This window comes from Adhaeribacter aquaticus DSM 16391 (genome assembly GCF_000473365.1).
Classification (GTDB): Bacteria; Bacteroidota; Bacteroidia; order Cytophagales; family Hymenobacteraceae; genus Adhaeribacter; species Adhaeribacter aquaticus.
Map to the genome: position 1 here is coordinate 2,875,921 of NZ_KI421517.1, position 21,742 is coordinate 2,897,662.

Consider the following 21,742-nt stretch of genomic DNA (forward strand, 5'->3'; position numbering starts at 1 on the left):
AGTTTCTAAACAGGAGGGGAGCTTAAAAATAATCAACCTATGGATAATAGTCCATAGACTAAACCTAACCAAAAATAAAGCATATGCCCAAGGTATTTCGCTTACACGATAAAGGAAAGCAACAGATAGAAGGTTGGCAGCAATCCTCTCAACTCACGCATATTGAAATAAATGATATAACGGATCCAACGGGTGCCAAAGCCAGCAAGGTTGTAACGTCTATTCCGACGCCCTTTGCCCGAATGCACCTGTTCGAAACAGCCTTTGATTTTATTAATGCGGATAAAAACCGGAATCAGCAATCGCTGTACCACGAGTTGGTATCGCATTATTGGGATTTATTTGAATTGCTTTTCAATTTTCATAATTACCGGGAAGCTGGTAAAAAGATCAGCATTCGGCGCTGGAATATTGAAAGCGAGTTACAAGCCTTACGATCTAATCCGGGTACTAAATTATTAGGCGATACCTTGCGCCTGTTTCTGAATGACCATCGGTTCCAGGGGTTTTCGGATTTGTACCTGATATATTATGAATATACCCGGCCAAATGGCGAAACTGCCGAGCGCCTGATTGGAGGTACTTCACCGTTTACGTTGCTCTTTACCTCGCCTAAATTAGAACCGTTGGATATTGAACGGCCCCAGGCCCGCGGGCATTATTTTGATAAAAATATTGTCCTGTTACATGACCGCGATAAAGCCTTTCAGGATTTTGTTTATAATCTATTCCTAGTTAAGCCAAGCTTACGGCAAAAGAACTTCTGCGGTAGCATATTTGCCAACCTGGATTTAGATCGGTTTAATGCTATGGAATTACGGGGCGATGTAACGTCCGCTAGTTTTGAGGCAGCATTCACCACGCTGGCCGACGTTCAGGGCAATCCGGTAACCATTAAAGATATTACCCTCCCAACGCGTTCTAACAACGTCGAAATTAACAGCGATTTATTTGTACGGCTTAGTCCGGGAGCGGCCCAGGTGCTGGTTTTACCTATTGTTCTAAAGCCAAATTTAAAAATAGAGGCTAATTACCTGAATGGCCAGCGTTGGGATGCCGCTACGCCGGTGCCATGGGTTGATCCGACTCCTTTAGAAAGCCGAGTACTGCCAGGTAAGAAATATAAATACCCGTACTTAACAGTTGGTGATCTATTGGAAGAAAATCTGATCGAGCTTCCGTACGAAGTAAATACCGACCGTTTTCATACCGGCCAGATTACCTACAATTATGGGGCCGATACCCGTTTAAAGCACAAGTTTCCGTACCTGTTACCTATTAAACGAACTTTCTTCGATTATTTTGAAGAACGGGATTTATTCGAGAACCTGACTTTTGCTATTGATATTAATCATGTGAAAGTAAGCTTGCGTATTCCGGTACAGCGGGGAGATGCCATTGTGTACGAACGCAGTTATTACACCAATCCGCAAAATAGCAAAGATCAGTTCGGAAATGAGATTCCGGAAAAAGGTACCATTATAAAAGCTAAAGTTGGGTTAGGATTCTTCCCTTTTTACAAGCTTCGCAGCCAGGCGCAGCACAATGATTTGTATAAGGTGATGCTGGTAGACGATGACACCGCGCCGAGCTTGGTAAATAAACGCTATGACTTAAAGTTCTATATAGGCAATCAGGAGATTACACCGGGAGGTGGTAACCGCAATGCCACGAAAGTAGAACGTACTTCCAAAACCATATCTTCGGCGGGCTCTGCTTATTACGAAGTGCAACACACCCATTTTGATTACCTGGAGCTGATTTGTCCGCAGGGGGAAGGTGTGAAAGGTTTAATTGTGCCCCGGTGGACTGAACTAGATCGGGGAACCCAGAATTTTACCTTCTCCGTAGATTTTGGTACTACTAATACGCACGTAGCTTATAATAACGCGCCAAGTGCCCATCCGAAAACCTTTAACATAGGTGAAAACGATATGCAGGTGGTGTTATTAAACGCGCCTTCAGCGGATGTAAATAAAACTGTTTACGAACGTTACCGGGCTGGTTTTGGTGAGTTGTTCCCGGTATTACTGATCCAGAACCGCGAGTTTGTACCGTCTTTTATTGGCGAACAAGGTTCAATTTTTGAGTTCCCGATCCGGACTGCGACTTGCGAAACCCCTAACTTCCCGAACGAGCCAACCCATGTGCTGGGTAATATAAACATAGGCTTTGCTATCAACTCCGAAGTTTCGATGGTGCAGCAGGCCCGGTACGAAACCAACCTGAAATGGTCGATGGAGTTGGATACGCATAGTGAAGATCGCATTGAGGCTTTCTTCCGGGAGCTGCTTTTAATGATCAAACATAAAGTGGCTTTAAATAATGGTATCATTGAGAATACCCGCTTAATCTGGTTCCGGCCCTTAAGTTTTGATATGTTCTCTTTAAACCAGTTCAAGAGCAAATGGGACGAAGCTTATCAGCAGATATTTAAAACATCACAGACCACTATCTGTCTTACGGAATCAGTAGCACCTTATTATTACCTGACGGCCACCAATCAGGTAGTTCCCAACCGCGACGAGAATGTGGTGAACATTGATATAGGGGGTGGAACTACCGATCTACTATTCCTGAAAGGCCAGCAACCCGCTTACAGTACTTCGTTCCGGTTTGCCGGCGATGATTTATGGAGCGAAGGGTACAGCCGCTTGCAGGGAGCAGGTAAGCAAAATGGGTTTCTGCAAGCATACAGCAAAGAAAACCGAACCTTGGCCAGTACCGAAAAAGAGCAGGAAGCCAGACAGGCTTTTGACCTAGCCATGACCAACGACCAGTTCCGGTCGGCAGATGTGGTGAGTTTATTGTTTAGTTACGATAACGAGTTGCGGTTTAGTGGCCACCTGATGAAAGCACGCCAGCTCCGCATTATATTTTACCTGCATTATACCGCCATTATTTACCACATTGCACAGCTTATTAAGCACTTGCAAATAGAAACACCGCGGTATTTCTGCTTTAGTGGTAAGGGTAGTTTATACATTAAATTATTGAGCGGCGGGCCTAACATGATGATTGTGGAAAGGCTTACTAAATTGATCCTGAAGAAGGTAACCGGCGTGGAGCCTAAATCTAATTTTAAGATAATTTTAGCGAATAATCCAAAAGAAGCTACCGCCAACGGGGGGGTGTTATTTGATGGTTCTTCGGAGCAAGGCAGCTATGAATACATCCAGGAAGTGAAACTTTTAGGGGGTACGGAGCCACAGGATATTCGCACTAATTTTATTTCGGCTGAGCAAATTGATGCCGCCACCCGTGATTCTGTTGTGGAGAATGCGCAAGCTTTTCTTAACTTAGTCCTTCAGGATGGAGAAGTAGCTTCGCTGTTGCCAGATTTAGGTGTACAGGCCGATATGAATTTCCTGCGTGATTACTTAAAACAGCAGGTTTCAGATAGTCTGAGCATTGGGTTAAACCAATTGCATAAGCATTTACGCACTGATGAAGTATTGCCCGAAACACTTTTCTTCTATCCTTTAAAACAAACTTTATATCAGTTATCAAGAGAGTTGTATGAGCGGCATTATGCAAGCAAAAGTACCATTTAGTGTTTCTAAGGTTTTGCGTAGTTGGGTTTTAGTTGCTTTTTGGATTTTTATTTCCGTTTCAGCTTTCGGGCAGGCGCAGAATGCTACGCTCGAAAAAGCAAAACTGGATATTTGGCAGGAGGCGGCTTCGTTTGTTTACCGGGATGCTGAAATGCCGGAGCCCGAAAGTATTTCCATGGCTAATAATATGGATGAATTTGTGAAAGCTATTCAGAAAGAAGATGCCAAAACACACATTTTTTCTAAAGTTTATAAGCCCATAGAAGAAACGGGTACCTACCGCAAAGGGAAAGACCTAAAGTCGCAACTGGATTTACTGGTAAAATCTATTAACAGCAAACTGCGGGAAAACACCCAACGCATGCAGGATTTTAACCGCCGGCAGAAGCTGAACGATTTAATAAAGCAACTGCAGGAAATTTCGTCCGATTATACCGCTCCTACCCCTTCTCCTACGGCAGTGGCACCTACCGGACTAATAGATTCGGCTGGTGGAAATATTGGGACCTCCGTAAATACACGCAACCCTGGAGATACTACCGAAGAAGAATATGCAGAGAATCAATTAAGTTCTATCGCTAAAAGAAATAATAAAACCTCAAATAATAATTGGATGAGCAACGCAGCCATTTTTTTAGCCCTAATTAGTTTAGGTTTAATTTACTTCCTGTACAAAGCAATTACCAACCTGAACAAGCGGATGGATCAGCGAAAAAAGGACGTTGATTCACTTGAGTTGCAAATAAGAAATCTGGGTAAAGCTAAAACCGGGGATTTTTCAAGTGGATTAACAAAAGCTGAGATAGAGAGCTTAATACAGCAAACTGTAGCTCGGGAATTAGCTAAAATACAAGTAGCTGAACCAGTAGCGGCTCCTAAACCCAACCGGGAACGTTTTGATCTGGAAAAAGCAAGCCCCGCGCCGGTAGCAAAACCAGAACTGGAAGTAGCTGCTCCTGCCCCTGCTGAAGCACCGGTTACGCCACCACCAGCGCCTCAACCTGAAAAGCCGCAGAGCTATTTTGCCCGGGTTCCCGTAAATGGCGGATTTCATGAGCAGGATTTAAATCCTACCCAGCAGCACGATAGCATTTACGAAATCAGGATAAGTAAGAAAGACCCAACTAAAGCGGCCTTTCGAATTGTAACCAGTCCTAATGTACACCGGGCAGCTATAGAAAGTGCTTATCTGTCCTTAAAAGATGCTTGTAATTATCAGTTAAACAATCCGCAAGCTTCCCGTATAGTAACTGATGAGCCAGGTTTGCTTTCTAATATTAATGGCTTCTGGAAAATTGATCGTAAGGCACAAGTACATTTTGAATAAATAAGAGCACCAGACTTCAAACCAGACAATTATTTCTTAAATCAAAGGTCTTGATAAAGTATCTAAGAGAGCGGTTAGCATAATAAGTATGGTAGCGGACCTGATTAAGGTAAGATTGATCGGTTACATTTTCTTGCGGCATCCGAAAGATAAAACATGATTGAAATTTTAGTTGAAGTTGCGGTTATAATTGGCATTGTGGTGCTGCAGGTTTCCGTATTTCTGCGGACACGGCAAAAAATTGCCCGCTTGGCAGCCTTATATCCTGTTAAATCTAAACTTCGGGTTTCTAAAGAATATACTAGTGCCGACGGTAAGAATACCTTAGAGGTCAAAAAAGGCTTATCAAAAAATGCCGAAGAAAACCTGCGTTTACTGGAACAGGGAAAAAAGTTTCTGTTTCTGAGTAAGCCTTCTGAAATTCATCGGGTAATAAATATAAATGAAAAAGAAGAAGAGGTAGAAATGAAGAAGACCGTTTATGATGGTTTTGCTTCTACTGCAGAAACCTATATTATTCCGTACCTGCGGCTCCTTAATATGGCGCATAGCAACGATATCGAATTTATAGGTTTAAAACCGGGCTCTAATTCAGATCCGGAAAATAATACAATTCCTTTTTCTGCTCAGGTCAATGCTCAAGAGGTGGAAATAGATGTTATTTCCGCCGAAAGTGCTTCTTCGGAATTTTCTGAAATAATTGATGATACCAATGAATACCTCCGGAATAATAAAGGAGCAGCTGCAGATTTTAATATTTTAAAAGATATTTCAGAAAGGCAGTCAGAAGTGCTGGAAGATGAAATACAATCAACCGTTTCTACGCCACTTTATATAGGGTTATTGGGTACCTTCTTGGGCGTTATATTTGGGTTATCCGGTATTATTTTTGGCGGAGGGGTAACTAATGATGCTATCCAGACCTTTATTGCCGGGGTAGTAGTGGCCATGCTGGGCAGTTTCTGTGGCTTGTTGTTAACCTTGTGGGGTAATAATTTATTTAAAGATGCCCGCTTTGAACACGATCGGTTAAAAAATGCCTACTATACCTTTTTACAGGCTCGTTTATTGCCTAAACTGCACAGCGATATGGCTACCAGTTTAAGTAACTTAAAATCGGTTCTGGATGCTTTTAACAAAGATTTCTTCGAAAAAGTAGCTGATTTTAAACCAGTAATTGCTGGAATAACGGAAAATATTCAGGTGCAGCGCGATTTTTTGGTGAAGATGGAAGAGGTAGGATATACGCAGATAGCCAATGCCAGCGTGCAGGTATTTGATAAAGTTAGTAAGAGCACCGAAGAATTCCAGAAGTTTTTAGGCTACCAGCAGGCTTTAAATCGGTCATTGGAAATGAGCGACCAGACGGTAAGTCATGTAAAAGGGTTATTAGACCGGCTGATTGGGTTTGAAAAAGGAATTAATAACTTGGGACAGTACATTGGTCAGCACGATAATGTAATTGCTAAACAGCTCGATTTTTTTAGCAAACACGAAAAAGAGATGGAGGACATTTCGGCTAAAATTGAGCAGTATTTTGACCAGGCTGCCGGACGGCTGACTGAGTTAATGGATGCCCGGATGCGCTTTTTAGAGAAAGACGCCCAGAATGCTTATGAAAACTGGGGTGCCCATTTTGACAGGTTAAATAAAGACAATATTTACGACCGTATTATCCGTTACTTGGAGCCTTTTAAGGAGTTAAACCGGCAGCAGGAATTAATGCATCAGGAGCTTAACCAAACTCAAAAGCTTATGTTGCAGCGCATGGAACGGGATGCCGAAACCCAAACCAAGTTATTGAAACAAATGGAAACACTAAATTTCCATCTGGATAAAGTAACCCAGCCTGGCTTACTGAAAAAAATTATGAATAACATGTTTGGTAGCAAATAGCTGTTCTGTAAACATCTTACCCTAAAGTCAATCTTTTTTAATAACCTTTGAAGCAGAATTCTAAAGACTTTTTCTGGCCTAGTTACGTCGACCTCATGACCACACTTTTTGTGGTCATGCTCGTGTTGTTTGTGCTGAGCTATAAAATGTTTCAGGATAATGAAGATAAGCTAAAAGTACAGTTAGAGCAGCTTCGAAAAATTCAGGAAATAGAGGCTGCTTTAAAAGGGTTGGAGGGGCGGTATTTTAAATTCGATCCGGTAAATAAACGCCACGAATTAAAAGTGCAAACCCGGTTTGATCCGAATAGTGCAATTATTAAGGAAGGAGATAAAGTAGGTTTATATAATGCCGGGTTAACTTTAAAAAGAATCATTGATGATATTAAAGAAGATCAGGGCGTAAAGTACCTGGTAATTATAGAAGGAATGGCTGCCCGCGATCCTTATGATCCGAACTTTCATATTGTCCGCCGGGATTATGGTTACCAACTAAGTTATAACCGGGCTTTAGCTTTATTTAATTTATGGCAGACCCGCAATATAAAATTTGATGAAAAGCGGTTTGAAATAATAATTGCCGGTAGTGGGTTTTATGGAACAGGGCGTTATAGAGGTGCTAATGAGTACGAAAACAAGCGTTTCCTGATTCAGGTAATTCCTAAGATCGGTAAAATTGGGAAAAATCCTTAGTGGCTTTATTAATGCGCAATTTCTACCCAGCCTTTCATAAACTTCTCACAATTTTCCGGACTTTCTACCACATAGAAATAAGTGCCGGTGGCTAAATCTTCTCCGCCCCAGTTATTTTTGTAGTCGTCGTTCTGGTATACCAGCCGGCCCCAGCGGTTATAAATTTTTAAACTGGTTTTTACATTTCCCACAGTTATCTTAAAATAATCGTTTTGGCCATCCTGGTTAGGCGTTATAATATTAGGAGCCCTCAGCGGCGTGCCGGCTTCAATCTCTAAATACGTGGTATCAGCAGTTATTTTGCAACTAGATAAATTTCGGGCAATTAACCGCACCTGGTACTTGCCCGGGTTCCGGAAAGTATGTTCAGGATCGCGGGTAGTAACTTCCGGCGTATTATCGCCAAAGTTCCAGGTAAATTGAGTGCTGTTTAGGCTATTGTTTTTAAATTGAACAGAGAACGGGGCACAGGAAGAAGTAGGAGCCTGGGCCAAAGCTCTTATTGGGTTCGCAGTTGCTCCCGGAAAGGCAAATTTTAACACGGCCCCATCATTGCCGCCATTTATTTTTGGTGTATAAAGGCCGCTGCCAATCGGGTAGTTGCTAGAAGTAGTACATTCTATATGGTAAAGTAACCCTTGGTTGGAAATACTGCTGTGGTTAGCTGCATGAACATGGACATTTACGCCCGGGCTACCAAAATAGCTTCCATAAACTAGTTCCCGGGCATCTTTAGATAATTGGCATAAATACAGACTACTAAAGGTTTTGGAATAAGCATCATTACTTAAGGGAGCACTAGTAAGACCGTATCCGGAAAAGTAAATATTTTCACATTCGTCTACTTTAAAGGCCGTAGGCACGGGTTCGAAAGCACTATTTACGCCACCAATATAAGTTGAAAAGAAAGTACTGCTTAATCCACTATTCATTTTATGAACAAAATAACCTCTACTGCCGGGGTTAGAGAAAACTCCGGCCGTAACCGGGTAATTTCCGTAGCTCAGGCCAACCGCATACACATTTTCGTTTGCATCCAGGTCTATAAACTGCACCAGGTTAGTGCCTGCATTACCCAGGTAGGTACAGGCCAATAATTGATTGCCATCAGCACTAATTGTAGCAACAAAACCATCTTTTAGGCCTAAAGCATTTCTGTTTATAGCAGTTGCATTGGTGGGTAAATCGGTACTTAGGGTTAAGCCTCCCACATAAACGTTACCAGAGGCTCCTACTTTAATATCAGAGATTATGTCAAGGGCATTACCTCCCAAATAAGAGGACCAGATTAAATCTGATAATGCACTGTTAAACTTAACAACTACCCCATCATAATCACCGGCTTTATTTTTTTGAAAGCCATTTTTGATGGGGAAGTTTATGGATTCGCTGGTACCGCAGGCATAAATATTATCTTGGGCATCTACTGTTAATCCGGCCGGTGAGAGTGATAAATTAGCCCCTTCGTTCCCGTTTCCTCCTATGTAAGTAGAAGCTACTAAAGTAGTACCACTGATATTCAGCTTAGATAAGATATAATCCAAATTGCTGTTGTGGCTGGGATCATAAGCAGCAACAGAAGTAGGAAAGTTATCAGAGCTTGTAGTACCCAGAATTACTAATTCCTCTGCTTTATTTACTTCCAGGTCGAGTGGGTATTCAGAGCGGCTACCTCCCAAAAAGGTAGCGTATAAAGTGCCACCCGAAGTGTTGTATTTGGTTATAGCAATATTATTTCCGGCTCGGGTAGTTTGGTAAGTACCTGCGGTAACCGGGTATTGCACACCCATGGCCTGGCTCCCGGTATACAGGTTGCCTTTGGTATCAGAAGTAGCGCAATTAGCCGAGATAGGAAGCGCAGCACCAATGTAGGTAACAAAAATAATTTCGGGATCAATGATCAGGGGTAAGGCGGTATTGTAGTTGCCTGAAATAGCAAAGCCAACTTTATTTTGATTAAGGGTAAAAGAGCAAGGGACCTCTTGTTTTTTGCCGTTAACTATTTGAAAAGCATAAGGTTTTTCTTCTATAATTTCGTTTACGCTTGTTTTGATCTGAAGCTTACCATTAAGAATAATTATACTACTGACATCCTGGTATTCCATTTGTATAACTTCGGGTTTTCCGCCCGGAGCAATAACAAAGTCGTACTTTAAATGATCAGCAGTAGAATAAACATCCAGATTAATATGCGGAAATAATTCCTGGTAGGTTATTTTTTGAAACGCATTTACACCCGCAGCCCATTTAGCCGCATCATTTCCAATAAAGTAGTTATAGTACGTAGGTGACTTTTGTTGTTTGATTATTTGAGCCTTGCTATTAGCGTTAACAAAAGAAACCTTAAAGGCATGCCCGGCATAATTATTTTTAGTTTCCGGTATTTTTTTTTCTGCTTCATTTTCATGAGCAAAATAATCGGGCTCTAAAAAATTATAAGTCAGGCTTGTTTGCTCCAGGAATAACCAACCCTGGGGCAAAGTGGCAGTAAAAAACACAGCGTTTGGCCATTGCCCCTTATTCTGTATAAAAGTTGGCTGATACAAAGCCGGGGCATTTGCCAGGACGCTTAAAGAAGAAAAAATGAAAATTAGAATAAGAAAGAAGAAATTTCGCATACCCGACTTGCCTTTAATCTGTTGGTTTCTACTTTTCTAGCATTAATACCAAATATAAGATTTAAAAAATTTCTTTTTAGATTTCCGATACATTAGTTTTTATAAATATCACTGATAATTAAATAGCTAGAGGCTCGAAAGTAAGCAGCATTAGCATAAGCTTTAATAAAAGTATTCAGGTAATATGGTTTCAAATAAATTAGTTTAGCACTTATGATTCGCCTGGTTTTTGCCAGGCTGCTAATAATAGTACTAGTGTGACTGTTAATACCCAAAAATCAGGAAATTTAAATTTTGAAGATATAAAAATCCAGGAACTAGCCCGGGCAACACCAACTAAAGCATGAAGTACCCCGAAACAAAAAAGATTGAGTACACCGATAATTACCACGGCACTATTGTAGCAGATCCCTACCGTTGGTTAGAAAACGATACCGCAGAAGACGTAAAAAAGTGGGTTGAGGAGCAAAACAAAGTTACTTTTAAATACCTGGAGCAGATTTCTTTCCGAGATAAAATAAAGGAAAGGTTGAGCCAGATATGGAATTATCCCAAGTACGGCGCGCCTTTTAATCGGGGTGAGTATTATTTCTTCTATAAGAACGATGGGCTACAGAATCAGGCGGTATTATACGTGCAGAAAGGCTTAACCGGAACGCCGGAAGTATTTATTGATCCAAACAAGTTCTCGCCGGATGGTACTACTTCTTTAACTATAGTTAGCTTTTCTAAGGATAATAAATACGTGGCCTATGGTACCTCGGGAGGAGGCTCCGACTGGAATGATTTTCAGGTAATGGATGCCAGAACCAAAAAGAAACTAAGTGATAGGCTGGAATGGATAAAATTCTCGGGGGCTGCCTGGTACCAGGATGGCTTTTTCTACAGCCGCTACGATGCCCCGAAAAATGGCAGCAAACTAGCCGCTAAAAACGAATTTCATAAAGTATACTACCACAAATTAGGTACTCCCCAGAGCAGCGATAAATTAATTTATGAAGATAAATCTAAGCCGCTTCGCTACTTCTTTGCCAGTACCACTGATGATGAGCATTACCTGATTATTTCGGTAAGTGAGGGCGCAACGAGCACCAATGCTCTTTATGTGAAAGATTTACGAGCCCCCAATAGTAAGTTCCTGCCAGTTGTCAGTAATTTTGAAGCCGAGTATGTAGTAGTGGATACTATTGGCGACCAGTTACTGGTGCAAACTACCCATGAAGCTCCTAGGAATAGAATTGTATTAATCGATCCGAAAAAACCACAGCCGGCCAATTGGAAAACCGTAGTACCCCAATCCGAAAATGTGATTACAGAGTCTTCTTTGGTCGACACTAAATTAATTGTGAATTACACGAAGAGGGCGGCCAGTCAGGTATTAGTGTTTGATCTAAACGGGCAACAATTACATGAAATACCGCTGCCAACACTAGGTACAGTTACTGGTTTAGGAGGTAAAAAAGAGGATAAGGAAGTATTTTATACGTTTAATTCCTTTACCTACCCCAGCACTATTTTTAAATATACTATTGCTACCCATCAATCTGAACTAATTCGAAAATCGGAAGTAGCTGTTAAGACCGACGACTACAAAACAAAGCAGGTGTTTTATGCCAGCAAAGATGGTACTAATGTGCCTATGTTTGTTGTGCACAAAAAAGGGCTGAAGCTGGATGGCAATAATCCCACCTTTCTGTATGGCTACGGGGGATTTAACGTTTCTTATACGCCAACTTTTTCCGTTTCCCGGATGCTGTGGTTAGAGAGTAGTGGCGTTTACGTGCTGGCTAATATTAGGGGCGGCGGGGAATTTGGCGAAGAATGGCACCAAGCCGGTGTAACGCCAAACAAACAAAATGTATTTGATGATTTTATTGCGGCTGCGGAATACCTGATTCAGGCTAAATATACGTCACCGGAAAAGCTGGCAATTTCGGGAGGTTCTAATGGTGGCTTATTGGTAGGAGCAGTAGCCAACCAGCGGCCGGAATTATTTAAAGTAGCTTTGCCGGCAGTGGGAGTAATGGATATGTTACGCTTCCATAAGTTTACCATTGGCTGGGGCTGGGTACCCGAGTATGGCTCCAGTGATAATCCGGAACAATTTAAAAATTTGTTAACTTTTTCTCCTATACATAACATAAAAGAAGGCGTGCAGTATCCGGCTACGTTGGTTACTACCGCCGACCATGACGACCGCGTAGTGCCTGCTCATTCTTTCAAATACATTGCTACCTTACAGGAAAAAGGCGGGGGACTAAATCCTTATTTAATTCGGGTAGATGTAAACGCCGGACATGGTGCCGGAAAATCTACTGCCCAGCAAATAGAAGAACAAACCGATATCTGGTCTTTTGTATACTATAACATGGGCCTAAAACCTTTTGAAAACTAGCTGAATATAGACCTTAAGGAAAGGAGACTTCTCTAATGTGAAGTCTCCTTTTTCTCTGCTTTAAATTATTAACCTGTTTGTTGTTGTTTAGGTTAAATTTTAAGTATTTGACTATATCGCAACTAGTTATATATGCGATTTAATAGGTTAATAATTTTATTTGATGTAATATATATAGGAAATCTATATATGGCACGGATGTTGGCTTAAGCAGCTTATGTATGATATTTAAAGCCGCATAAGATGAAAAAGCTATCTCTTTTATTATTCGTAATTAGTCTTCTAGTTTCCGCTACTTATGGCGTTGCATTGGCTGGCGACAAAGCCCATGTAGTAAAGCGTGGCTATGTATTTAAAAATAACCAGGTGCAGGAGCTTCGTAAAGGAAAATTAACACCGATCAATAAAAATATTCAACTGAAGAATGATTACATCTTATACCCTAATGGTAGTATGATATCAGAAGATGGTATTTGCCGGAAGTTAAAGGAAGGAGAAGGAATAGATAAAAACGGTCATATTTTATTTTCGGGCAAACAAAATGGTAAAGTAGTTTTAATTGATAGTCCGGTAAACTTTTATGCATACAGCAGTGGCAAAAAAGTAAGAACCGTTACTGGGGTTTCCGTGGAGGAGGTAAAAGGTGCATTATAAAAAATATAATTAGCTTTCAGGAAGGAAGCCTCACTATGTGAGGCTTTTTTTGTTAGCGGTTTACGAGTAAGTAAAAAGGATTTCTTGATTTAGGAGCGATTATTACTAGCTAATAAGTGGTAAGTTTGTTTTTTCTTTCAAAAGCTTAATTAAAAATGAATTTTAATATCCGAAAAGGAGTAAAGACAGATCTACCACAGGTTTATGCGTTGATACAGGAACTAGCTGAATACGAGAAAGCACCTGATGAAGTAACCAATACCATAGCCATGATGGAAGAAGATGGTTTTGGTGAGAAGCCGGTTTTTGAGTTTTTTGTAGCTGAAGCGGGTGAAAAAATTATTGGCCTTGCATTATATTACATGGCTTATTCTACCTGGAAAGGAAAAATGCTTTACCTCGAAGATTTAGTGGTGTCGGAGCCATATCGCCGGTATGGTGTAGGCAAGAAATTATTTGATGCCTTCGCCGGTCGGGCCCTGGAAGTAGGAGCTAAACGCCTAAAATGGCAGGTATTGGAGTGGAACGATCCGGCAATAGCTTTTTACAAGAAGCTTAACTGTGACCTAGATGGCGAATGGATTAATTGCAACATGAGTGAACAGGAAATAGCCGGTTATGTGGCAGAAAATAATTCTTAAAAAATCAAAATAATAATTTTAGGTTTAATAAACTTCGGCTACCAGCAAAACATGTATGTATAAAAAACATAAATTATTGTTCAGTATCATTTCGTTTTTACTGCTGGGAAGTTGTGCTAAAACCAATGTATCTAAAAGCAGCCAGCCAAGTGGCGTATATGAGCCAACTTGGGAATCATTAGCTAAATATAATGAACAGCCCGAGTGGTTTAAAGATGCTAAATTTGGCATTTACTTTCATTGGGGGGTATTGTCGGTGCCGGCTTTTGCCAACGACTGGTATCCCCGCAATATGCACCTAAAAGGGTCGCCGGAATTTCAGCATCATGTGGCTACTTATGGTCACCCGTCTGCATTTGGCTACCATGATTTTGTGCCCCTGTTTAAAGCCGAAAAGTTTAATGCCGAAGAATGGGCCACTTTATTTAAGAAAGCCGGTGCCCGGTTTGCCGGGCAGGTAGCTGAGCACCACGATGGCTTTGCTATGTGGAATAGCAAAGTTACTCCCTGGAATGTGCAGGATATGGGACCAAAACGTAATGTAATGGCCGAGTTAGAGAAGGCTATTCATAACCGGAAAATGAAGTTTTTCACTTCCTTTCACATGTCCCGGAATCTGCAGCGCTATGCTGACAACCCGTCCCAGAAAACCGAAGCTAGTTTCTTCCCTTACGAGCCAGATATGCCTACTTCCTCTGCTGATCCGAAGCTAAGGCTGTTGTATGGTAATGTGCCGGCCGAACAATTTTACCAAAATTGGAAAGCTAAATTAAAAGAAGTTATAGATAACTATAGCCCTGATATAATTTATTTTGATGGCTTGGAAGAACTTATTCCGGAAAAGCATCGGCAGGAGTTTGTAGCGCATTATTTTAATAAAGCCAAGGAGCGCGGTCAGGAAGTAGTTATTACGCATAAGGATAATGATTTTCCGGACGAGGTAAGCATAAAGGATTTTGAGAAGGGACGCATGAACCAGATAACTCCTTACACCTGGCTTACCGACGAAACTATAAGTACCGGCAGCTGGAGCTATACCAATGACCTGAAACTAAAACCAACCGCCGACATTATTCATTTGCTGGTGGATATTGTGAGCAAAAATGGTGTAATGATCTTAAATATTTCGCCGAAGGCTAACGGAGAAATACCTCAGGACCAACAAGCCGCTCTGCTACAAATTGGTGATTGGTTGGGAAAATACGGCGAAGCTATTTATGCTACCCGCCCCTGGGTTATTTACGGCGAAGGACCAACTAAACTGGAGAAAACAGGCCACTTCCTGCCAACCGTAAAATATACACCAAAAGATGTTCGCTATACTACCAAAGGCAACACCATTTATGCCATTGTTATGGGTTGGCCAGGCGAGAATCAGCAAGTAGTACTAGAATCTTTCAGCCCAGATAAAATAAAAGGAAACCTGAAAGTTAAGAAGGTTTCGATGTTAGGTTCTGCCGAAAAAATAACCTTTTCTTTGACTAATAAGGGCTTAAGGTTAATTACTCCGGCTAAGAAAGAGAATGATATGGCAGTAATTTATAAGATTGAAACTACTGGAAAGGCAGAGATTTAGAATTTAAATTATAAATAATCCTTGTGGTACTAGTCTCGTTGAAGCTATAAGGTGAAGCTAGTTTAATTTATTAGAAAGTGATGGTCTGAATATCAGAAACTACTTCTTCGCTGCGTTGGTGAAAATATTTTATACCTTAATCAGTTTTAAATTAATTGAATTTTTAAAAGTTATAAGATAAGTAAGCTCTTTTAATAAAGGTTCCGAAAGGACCAACTTCGCTCGTTTCGTTTGTGCCTGCAAGATCCCATGTGAGCCCTGTAGAAATTGAGTTGTTTACGTTTATTAAGTATCTTAAACCTATTCCCATTTTGGCTCCCCATAAGAATGCAGGAATTTTCAGGTTTATGTTTTCTCTTTCTTGTAGTTCTCCTTTTATATACACTTCCCTATTTAGAGGAATATGTTTTTGAATATAGTATTTGCTGAGGAGCCCAAAATTCATAAAAGGACGAATTTTATTGTGCGTTGCCTCATAATAAAGAGTAACAGGCAAATTTATGGAGTTTAATTTATAATTATAAGTATCAACCACTTTCCCAATCGTATCAGACCACATCGAAAAATTTCCGTCTTTTGGAGCAATAACAGCGGAATGAATTAAGCCAATTTTTTCAATTTGTGCACCCTGCATATTGTCTAAAATTAGCCCGGAGAATAAATAAAAATCAGTTTTTTTGATTCTTCTTTTATAATTTATTCCAATTTGCGTGCTGTTTGTTCTATGCAATATTTGCGTCTGGGCAGGTTCAAAAGGGGATTTATTAGAGTAACTTACGAATAAATCCTTTATGGCGAAATTATACCCTTGAAAAGTAATATTATTATTGGAAGCTCCTATTTCTATTCCAAAGTGATTTAAATTTTGAATCTTATTATCTAATATAGAGGGTTGAGGGGTTGGAGGATGATTATTTAGCTTTGTTATAAACTTAACTATTGAGTTTTTATTAAAACGAAGATTATCCATACTAACATTAGAATAAGCTTCTGGTAAACATTCTTTAATTTGATGCTTGTAGGTGTTTATTTCAGTATAATAGTATCTTCCATCTTTATTTATAGTTTCTTTACCTCCTTTCAGAAGAATTAAACTATCAGAATTACAGGAAATATATAGTTGAGATTTATACTCAAATAAATTAACTGTATTATTTGTTAAGACTTTAAAAAATACCCGGTTTCCTTTTAGCTCTTTTGTTTGATATGTAAGGTTAGGAGAAATAATAATTTTTTTAATGTCACTTGGCTTAACAAAGTTAATCTGGGTGGAATTATCATTAATAAAGGCTACTTTCTTAACTAACCCACCAGGCAGATACTCTATTTTGCCATGGATAGTATCGTTGTTATTTTTTATAATATAACCCCTCTGAACAGTAATTTGGGAATAAGAAAGTAGACTTATAAACTGAAAGTATAAAATTAAAAACAACGTTAGGTTAAAGCGCATATATCTTTACTGCAGAATTTATTTCCGCTTAATTTCTATTGTAGGTGAATAACAACTTTAGCTTGTTAAAGCTAACATATACTCATAAAAAAGCCCTCAAAGAGGGCTTTTTACATCTATTTACTAATAATTTTAATCTACAATTTCCAACAAAGATTCAAAAGTAACAAACTGGTTTGGATAGCGGTTGGCGTGTTTTTCTACCAAATTCGGCGCATGATCCTGCTGAAACTCTTCAAAGTCGGTCATATTCCGGCAGAAGTATTGCACTGCATAGGTAGTGCCGCCAGTATCATTCTCTTCGGTCAGCATTTTGGCAATCTGGTATTTAATGAAATAGGTGGTAGCCATTACTTCCGGAATATGTGTTTCTTTCATCCATTCCAGCCACTCGTCGGCTACGGCATTATCTATACTTACAGTGATATTGTAAAGCAGCATGTTATAACTAAAAATTCAGATTTAATCTGGTGTTCTTTTATATGAGAAGCGCCACCCCCAAGAGGCAGCGCTTCTTTTTGATAACTCTAAATTATAGATGTTTGGTTCACCGAGGTAGTGAATATTGCCCAATTAACCCGTTTTGAGGGGGTGCTGTTTAGAGTTGGACTATATTTTTTACCTTGTTTTACCATAATGTTTTACCAATGTTTTACTAGTTTTTGTAAACCTGGTCTGATGTTTCATCTAATTCCTCCAGGCTTAAGTCTTCTACGTACAGCGCCGTTGTTGCAATATCGCTATGACCTAACAGCTCTTTAAGCTTATATACGTCCCCGGTTAATTTTCGAACAGCATCCGCAAAGCTATGCCGGGACATGTGTGTAGAAAGCTTTATCCCTAACTCATTTTGAGTAGCCAAAGTTCTTAATTTTCCCCGGATAGTAGTTGCTTTGCTGTTAATTTTTTGTACCAGCAGTTTTTCCGGTAACAACAGGTCTTTATCCCGAAGGTACGGGAAGATATAGATGTCCTGCTTTCGCTCCGGAGTTCCATAATATTCCAGCATGTTGTTTACAAACTCAGTCCGCTTGATGGACTTAAAGCGTTTGTTTTTCCGGGTGATGTATTCAATCCTTTCCGGGGTAACGTTAGTCCATTTAAGTTCTATCACATCGCCAACCCTTGCCCCATGCAGGTAGTATTGGGTAAAGAATATATTCAGTGCATCCAGGTAAGCGCCTTTTATTTCGGTTTCCCGGTAGCTTTTAATAATGTTTATCTGCTCACTGGATGGCCGTATCTTTTTGGTCTTTCTTCTCTTGGCCCTGAATTGTATCTCATTAAAAGGATTAGCTGGGATTAGTCCATCTTTCACCGCTTGATTAGCTATTTTCTTAAAGAAGGCATAAGAGAGCTGAATGGTAGTATCAGCATTACCAAGGCTTTCCAGGTGTGCTTTATAATCCCGTAGAAATTTATAAGTAAGCTGCTCAAAGGGTAACTTGGTTTGTGGTGCCAGGTACCGTTGCAGTTTGCGAACACTTTCCAGATAAGCCCGGTGGGTATTGGGTACGTTTATTTGGGTCAGGTGCTCTTCCAGGTACGCAATGAAATCAGTAGCATAAGCAGGGAGTTCTGGTTCCGGCTCTTTGCCTTCCAGGTCAATCTCTAAAATATTGCCTTCTGCATCCCGGTTAATTAAGTACTTTTCATAAGCCGCTTTTAACTGGTTCCGGTCAAAGTGGGGGTAGGTTGTTTTGACTGTATCAAGCCAGAACATGTCTTCTTTTAAACGTTCGTTGTAAAGCTCAGCACTTATATGGTTGATAACCCAAACATCCGCTACGGGCTTCTTTTTGATTAATAGATACCCGGCTTCATTAAAGCATTCGGGAGCAATAAAGATACCGGTATTGGCGTAGGTTGATTTACGGTCTGAGCTAAAGCGGATTCGAATAGCGTGTTTGCCGTTTTTGGCAGGCTCAGGCTTTAAGGTAACTTTGATGCTGGTACCCATGTTAGTTGAGGCTGAAGGGGTAAAACCGGGTTAATATCTTTTTGGCTATGGCTAAACGCTTCTTCCGGTATTGTAGCTGGTACTGGTAAGAACGTGCTTTGATAGCGGCAATGGTTAAGTCTTTTTCAGTAACTGAATCTGTTATCATTAACGAAGTGATCCAATACTGGAGCTGCCTGATTCTACTAATAACAGCGCTTGTATGGGTATCATACCGGCGTTGGTGGTGTTGAATAAAAGGGGTGGTTTGGAATAAGGCGGTTTGCATAATTGAAAGGGAGTGAATCGGAGGTTATTTTTTTAAACTGCTAAGGATTTCATCTAATCCTTCCTGAAGCTTTTTAATCTGGTGAGTCAGATTTCCTACATCAGGTTTAGGTGGTGTTTCAAAGAGAATATCCTCTACCATTATACCATAAACCACTTGTAAGTTATAAAGCATGCGCAGCGTGGGTTTAGTTTTACCTAATTTTATCTGAGTTAATGCAGACTTAAATATCTTAAGGTTGTCGCAAATATCCACGTAGGAATCTGCCCGGCCTGTAGCAATAAGCTCATCTAACTTCTTGATAAAGCGGCTTCTGATCTGGTTTTCTATATCGTCGTTGTATAGTTGTGGCATGGTGCTAGAATCGTTTCTTAATACCTACCCCTGTGCCTTGCCCGGTTAATTCCATACCAGCCAGCTTAATATATTTATGTGATGCAATTGAAATAATAACCCCAGTAAGTAAACCAGCACTGCCTAAAACAGTAACTGACCTTCTTGTTTCGTTATCTTCTGCAAGCACATTTCCTGCCACCATAAAAGCCCCACTGGCAATAGTTACAGCCATACTGGTAGAATAAGCACTATGGAACTTCTTTAGGTTTTCACCTGCTGCCATTTGCCTTGTCTCCAAACGGTTTAGTTTAATAGCGGTGCTATCTGAGGTTTGAGCCATTAAAGCAAAGGGGAATAATAAAAAGAGGATGGGTAGTAATTTTTTCATGGGTTATGGTTTAGGTGGTAAAAGCTTTTTAAAGTTTTGAAACTCATTCCTTATTAATTCAAATTCAATTTCCAAAGAGGTTAGCCTGTTATAAGTGTCATTTGGGGCGGTAAAGGAATAACTGAAATACCCACGGGCATACCATACCTCCTTTATGGTTTTTGGATCAAGTGAAATAGTGGGGTATAGAGGCCTATTTGATTTGTCTTTACCTATATTATCTGATTTAGCATTGACTACCCCTAGCTGGCGAGTGGCATTAATAGCTCTTTTAACTATAATTCCTTCAGATTCAGTAACGAGTACATGAACCCGTTCATCTCTTATACCATTAACTTTTTCCGGTACCCATTCAGCTACTACTATATCACCATCTTTTAAGGTAGGGTACATAGAATCACCTTTAACCTGAAACATCCGGTAAGTACTCCCTTTTAAATTAGGCAGGCGATATGTCTCAACATGATCTATGTATTCCGGATCACCATACCCGCGCAAATATCCGGCATAAGCAGCTACAGGAACATATAGTATATTTTCTTCCCCTGTTTTCCTATCCTCATAAATAACCTTAGGCATCTGCCATTTGTCAGCGTCCTGTGGCTCTGTCCGGCTTATGGTCATTATAGGAGTGTCGGATTTGAACATTTCCCCTTCACCTTTAATTAACCAATCGAGAGATAACTTAGGGAATACATTTAGCAAGAGATTTATAAAATCCCCGCTCAGCTTCCCTGAAGCAATCATGTTAGCCACTGTTTGGCGGTTTGATCCAATTTTTTCAGCAAAGGAGTTATTGTTATCCTCTCCCATTAATTCTTTAAGTCTTTCGCCTATTGTAGCCACTTGTCAAAAATAATTGCATTGATATTCAATGCGTTACAAAAATAATTGCATGTATTGTCCAAAATCGTTGCACTTGTCAAAAATAGTTGCGTATATTTGTTCAACAATCAGCAACAGAAATCAAATATACTCAAAAATGGAACTCACAGAAGAAAAAACCTACGAAACAGCCATTACTTCTATTCGGGAGAGTTTGGCTATGAAAAGAGGGTATGCTTCAAGAATTAAGAAGAAGCTACCACATGTTAATCTAAATCAGATTTACGCCGTGGCTTGGGGGAAAAAGAAAGACCCTGTTATTCTGCAAGCCTTAGTTGATGAAGCTATCTCTCATCAGAAAGACCCAAATCAAGAGATTATTACCAACTATCTTAAAAACGTTGCCTAATGGAAGCACTAGTAATTCAATCTGCAAAAGGTCAGGATGTAACTACCAGTTTGATAGTTGCAGAGGTTTTCGGTAAAGAACATAAACATGTTCTAAGGGATATACAAAATCTTTCATGTTCCGAAACTTTCCGTCAGTCCAATTTTGGACACACCCCCTATGTTCATCCGCAGAACGGGCAATCATATCCAATGTATGAAATGACTAAAGACGGATTCAGTTTTTTAGTTATGGGATACACTGGCGGCAAGGCTGCTGAGTTCAAAGAGAAATTCATTAATGAGTTCAATAAACGGGAAGCTCTTTTAAAGAATGATGATTTTATCCTAAGCAGGGCCTTTTCTATTATGACTGATAGAAATAAGGTTTTAGAAGAAAAGGTTGCTACCATATCTGAGCAAAACCACCTTTTAGAAACCACCATTAAGCAACAAGCCCCTAAGGTTGAATATTGCGAGAAGGTTTTAGATGCTGTTGGTGCCATTGCTACTACGGTTATTGCTTCTGAGCTTGGTTTAAAATCTGCTAACAGTCTCCACAAGGCTCTTAAATCTAAGGGTATTATGTGGTATGTAAATGGTACTTGGGTGCTTACTGCTAAATATGCTGGTAAAGGTTACACTATTACTAAAACCCATCCTTATACCGATTCTTTAGGCCAACAGAAAACAAGTATCTCTACTTACTGGACTGAGAAAGGCCGTGCATTTCTTCATAATGTGTTTAATCCAATTTCTAAAGCTTCTTAAT

Annotated in this window: 18 protein-coding genes; 10 read left to right on the forward strand and 8 right to left on the reverse strand. The window is 40.1% G+C overall.

Annotated elements, in window-relative coordinates; all coding sequences use genetic code 11:
- Positions 1-83 precede the first annotated feature (83 nt).
- From ADHAQ_RS0114850 to ADHAQ_RS0114865, 4 genes are all read left to right on the forward strand, one after another.
- Positions 84-3,554: a hypothetical protein gene (locus ADHAQ_RS0114850; protein ID WP_026463607.1), complete on the forward strand. Its 3,471-nt coding sequence runs from the start codon at positions 84-86 to the stop codon at positions 3,552-3,554.
- The gene (locus ADHAQ_RS0114855) at positions 3,520-4,881 is read left to right on the forward strand and encodes a hypothetical protein (RefSeq protein WP_026463608.1); all 1,362 of its coding nucleotides are present in this window, start codon (positions 3,520-3,522) and stop codon (positions 4,879-4,881) included. Before ADHAQ_RS0114850 ends, ADHAQ_RS0114855 begins: the two co-directional genes overlap by 35 nt.
- 156 nt (positions 4,882-5,037) lie before the next feature.
- Positions 5,038-6,777 carry a hypothetical protein gene (locus tag ADHAQ_RS0114860; RefSeq protein WP_026463609.1) on the forward strand — a complete coding sequence of 580 codons (1,740 nt, stop codon included), beginning with the start codon at positions 5,038-5,040 and terminating at the stop codon, positions 6,775-6,777.
- A 95-nt stretch (positions 6,778-6,872) separates the two neighbouring features.
- On the forward strand, positions 6,873-7,469 hold the full coding sequence (locus ADHAQ_RS0114865) for a hypothetical protein (RefSeq protein ID WP_211240589.1): 597 nt from the start codon (positions 6,873-6,875) through the stop codon (positions 7,467-7,469).
- An 8-nt stretch (positions 7,470-7,477) separates the two neighbouring features.
- Here ADHAQ_RS0114865 and ADHAQ_RS0114870 read toward each other — a convergent pair whose 3' ends face one another.
- The gene (locus ADHAQ_RS0114870; RefSeq protein WP_026463611.1) at positions 7,478-10,087 is read right to left on the reverse strand and encodes a T9SS C-terminal target domain-containing protein; all 2,610 of its coding nucleotides are present in this window, start codon (positions 10,085-10,087) and stop codon (positions 7,478-7,480) included.
- A 343-nt stretch (positions 10,088-10,430) separates the two neighbouring features.
- Here ADHAQ_RS0114870 and ADHAQ_RS25860 point away from each other — a divergent pair, with 343 nt between their 5' ends.
- From ADHAQ_RS25860 to ADHAQ_RS0114900, 4 genes are all read left to right on the forward strand, one after another.
- Positions 10,431-12,482: a prolyl oligopeptidase family serine peptidase gene (locus ADHAQ_RS25860; RefSeq protein ID WP_034256846.1), complete on the forward strand. Its 2,052-nt coding sequence runs from the start codon at positions 10,431-10,433 to the stop codon at positions 12,480-12,482.
- 243 nt (positions 12,483-12,725) lie between these two features.
- Complete coding sequence (locus tag ADHAQ_RS0114890) at positions 12,726-13,136, forward strand: DUF6799 domain-containing protein (RefSeq protein ID WP_026463612.1); 411 nt, start codon at positions 12,726-12,728, stop codon at positions 13,134-13,136.
- A gap of 155 nt (positions 13,137-13,291) precedes the next feature.
- Positions 13,292-13,777: a GNAT family N-acetyltransferase gene (locus ADHAQ_RS0114895; protein WP_026463613.1), complete on the forward strand. Its 486-nt coding sequence runs from the start codon at positions 13,292-13,294 to the stop codon at positions 13,775-13,777.
- Between the two features lie 55 nt (positions 13,778-13,832).
- The gene (locus tag ADHAQ_RS0114900; RefSeq protein ID WP_026463614.1) at positions 13,833-15,353 is read left to right on the forward strand and encodes an alpha-L-fucosidase; all 1,521 of its coding nucleotides are present in this window, start codon (positions 13,833-13,835) and stop codon (positions 15,351-15,353) included.
- 163 nt (positions 15,354-15,516) lie between these two features.
- Here the strand turns inward: ADHAQ_RS0114900 and ADHAQ_RS0114905 are convergent, their stop codons facing one another.
- The 7 genes from ADHAQ_RS0114905 to ADHAQ_RS0114935 all read right to left on the reverse strand — a co-directional run bounded on the left by ADHAQ_RS0114905 (position 15,517) and on the right by ADHAQ_RS0114935 (position 20,604).
- Positions 15,517-16,806 (reverse strand): hypothetical protein, encoded by a 1,290-nt coding sequence (locus ADHAQ_RS0114905; protein WP_026463615.1) that lies wholly within the window; start codon positions 16,804-16,806, stop codon positions 15,517-15,519.
- Positions 16,807-16,938: 132 nt separating this feature from the next.
- Complete coding sequence (locus ADHAQ_RS0114910; protein WP_026463616.1) at positions 16,939-17,247, reverse strand: DUF4286 family protein; 309 nt, start codon at positions 17,245-17,247, stop codon at positions 16,939-16,941.
- A gap of 214 nt (positions 17,248-17,461) precedes the next feature.
- Positions 17,462-18,766: a phage integrase SAM-like domain-containing protein gene (locus ADHAQ_RS0114915; RefSeq protein WP_026463617.1), complete on the reverse strand. Its 1,305-nt coding sequence runs from the start codon at positions 18,764-18,766 to the stop codon at positions 17,462-17,464.
- Position 18,767: 1 nt separating this feature from the next.
- The gene (locus ADHAQ_RS0114920) at positions 18,768-19,034 is read right to left on the reverse strand and encodes a hypothetical protein (RefSeq protein WP_026463618.1); all 267 of its coding nucleotides are present in this window, start codon (positions 19,032-19,034) and stop codon (positions 18,768-18,770) included.
- A 24-nt stretch (positions 19,035-19,058) separates the two neighbouring features.
- A complete protein-coding gene (locus ADHAQ_RS0114925; RefSeq protein ID WP_026463619.1) occupies positions 19,059-19,388 on the reverse strand; it encodes a hypothetical protein in 330 nt (109 codons plus the stop codon).
- A 4-nt stretch (positions 19,389-19,392) separates the two neighbouring features.
- Positions 19,393-19,758 (reverse strand): hypothetical protein, encoded by a 366-nt coding sequence (locus ADHAQ_RS0114930; RefSeq protein ID WP_026461482.1) that lies wholly within the window; start codon positions 19,756-19,758, stop codon positions 19,393-19,395.
- 3 nt (positions 19,759-19,761) lie between these two features.
- A complete protein-coding gene (locus ADHAQ_RS0114935) occupies positions 19,762-20,604 on the reverse strand; it encodes a LexA family transcriptional regulator (protein WP_157433430.1) in 843 nt (280 codons plus the stop codon).
- Between the two features lie 136 nt (positions 20,605-20,740).
- On the opposite strand from ADHAQ_RS0114935, the gene ADHAQ_RS0114940 reads away from it, so the two are divergent.
- Positions 20,741-20,992 carry a hypothetical protein gene (locus ADHAQ_RS0114940; RefSeq protein WP_026463621.1) on the forward strand — a complete coding sequence of 84 codons (252 nt, stop codon included), beginning with the start codon at positions 20,741-20,743 and terminating at the stop codon, positions 20,990-20,992.
- Entirely contained in the window at positions 20,992-21,741 is a 750-nt protein-coding gene (locus ADHAQ_RS28360; RefSeq protein WP_051359950.1) for a Rha family transcriptional regulator, read from the forward strand. The genes ADHAQ_RS0114940 and ADHAQ_RS28360 overlap by 1 nt, the downstream gene beginning before the upstream one ends.
- Position 21,742: the final 1 nt, after the last annotated feature.

Excerpts from the sequence above, each read along its gene's own strand:
- ADHAQ_RS0114855 (WP_026463608.1), top strand. The coding sequence starts at position 3,520 with ATGAGCGGCATTATGCAAGCAAAAGTACCATTTAGTGTTTCTAAGGTT.
- ADHAQ_RS0114890 (WP_026463612.1), top strand. The coding sequence starts at position 12,726 with ATGAAAAAGCTATCTCTTTTATTATTCGTAATTAGTCTTCTAGTTTCC.
- ADHAQ_RS0114850 (WP_026463607.1), top strand. The coding sequence starts at position 84 with ATGCCCAAGGTATTTCGCTTACACGATAAAGGAAAGCAACAGATAGAA.
- ADHAQ_RS0114930 (WP_026461482.1), bottom strand. The coding sequence starts at position 19,758 with ATGAAAAAATTACTACCCATCCTCTTTTTATTATTCCCCTTTGCTTTA.
- ADHAQ_RS0114860 (WP_026463609.1), top strand. The coding sequence starts at position 5,038 with ATGATTGAAATTTTAGTTGAAGTTGCGGTTATAATTGGCATTGTGGTG.
- ADHAQ_RS28360 (WP_051359950.1), top strand. The coding sequence starts at position 20,992 with ATGGAAGCACTAGTAATTCAATCTGCAAAAGGTCAGGATGTAACTACC.
- ADHAQ_RS0114925 (WP_026463619.1), bottom strand. The coding sequence starts at position 19,388 with ATGCCACAACTATACAACGACGATATAGAAAACCAGATCAGAAGCCGC.
- ADHAQ_RS0114915 (WP_026463617.1), bottom strand. The coding sequence starts at position 18,766 with ATGGGTACCAGCATCAAAGTTACCTTAAAGCCTGAGCCTGCCAAAAAC.
- ADHAQ_RS0114870 (WP_026463611.1), bottom strand. The coding sequence starts at position 10,087 with ATGCGAAATTTCTTCTTTCTTATTCTAATTTTCATTTTTTCTTCTTTA.
- ADHAQ_RS0114900 (WP_026463614.1), top strand. The coding sequence starts at position 13,833 with ATGTATAAAAAACATAAATTATTGTTCAGTATCATTTCGTTTTTACTG.
- ADHAQ_RS25860 (WP_034256846.1), top strand. The coding sequence starts at position 10,431 with ATGAAGTACCCCGAAACAAAAAAGATTGAGTACACCGATAATTACCAC.
- ADHAQ_RS0114865 (WP_211240589.1), top strand. The coding sequence starts at position 6,873 with ATGACCACACTTTTTGTGGTCATGCTCGTGTTGTTTGTGCTGAGCTAT.
- ADHAQ_RS0114940 (WP_026463621.1), top strand. The coding sequence starts at position 20,741 with ATGGAACTCACAGAAGAAAAAACCTACGAAACAGCCATTACTTCTATT.
- ADHAQ_RS0114920 (WP_026463618.1), bottom strand. The coding sequence starts at position 19,034 with ATGCAAACCGCCTTATTCCAAACCACCCCTTTTATTCAACACCACCAA.
- ADHAQ_RS0114895 (WP_026463613.1), top strand. The coding sequence starts at position 13,292 with ATGAATTTTAATATCCGAAAAGGAGTAAAGACAGATCTACCACAGGTT.
- ADHAQ_RS0114905 (WP_026463615.1), bottom strand. The coding sequence starts at position 16,806 with ATGCGCTTTAACCTAACGTTGTTTTTAATTTTATACTTTCAGTTTATA.
- ADHAQ_RS0114910 (WP_026463616.1), bottom strand. The coding sequence starts at position 17,247 with ATGCTGCTTTACAATATCACTGTAAGTATAGATAATGCCGTAGCCGAC.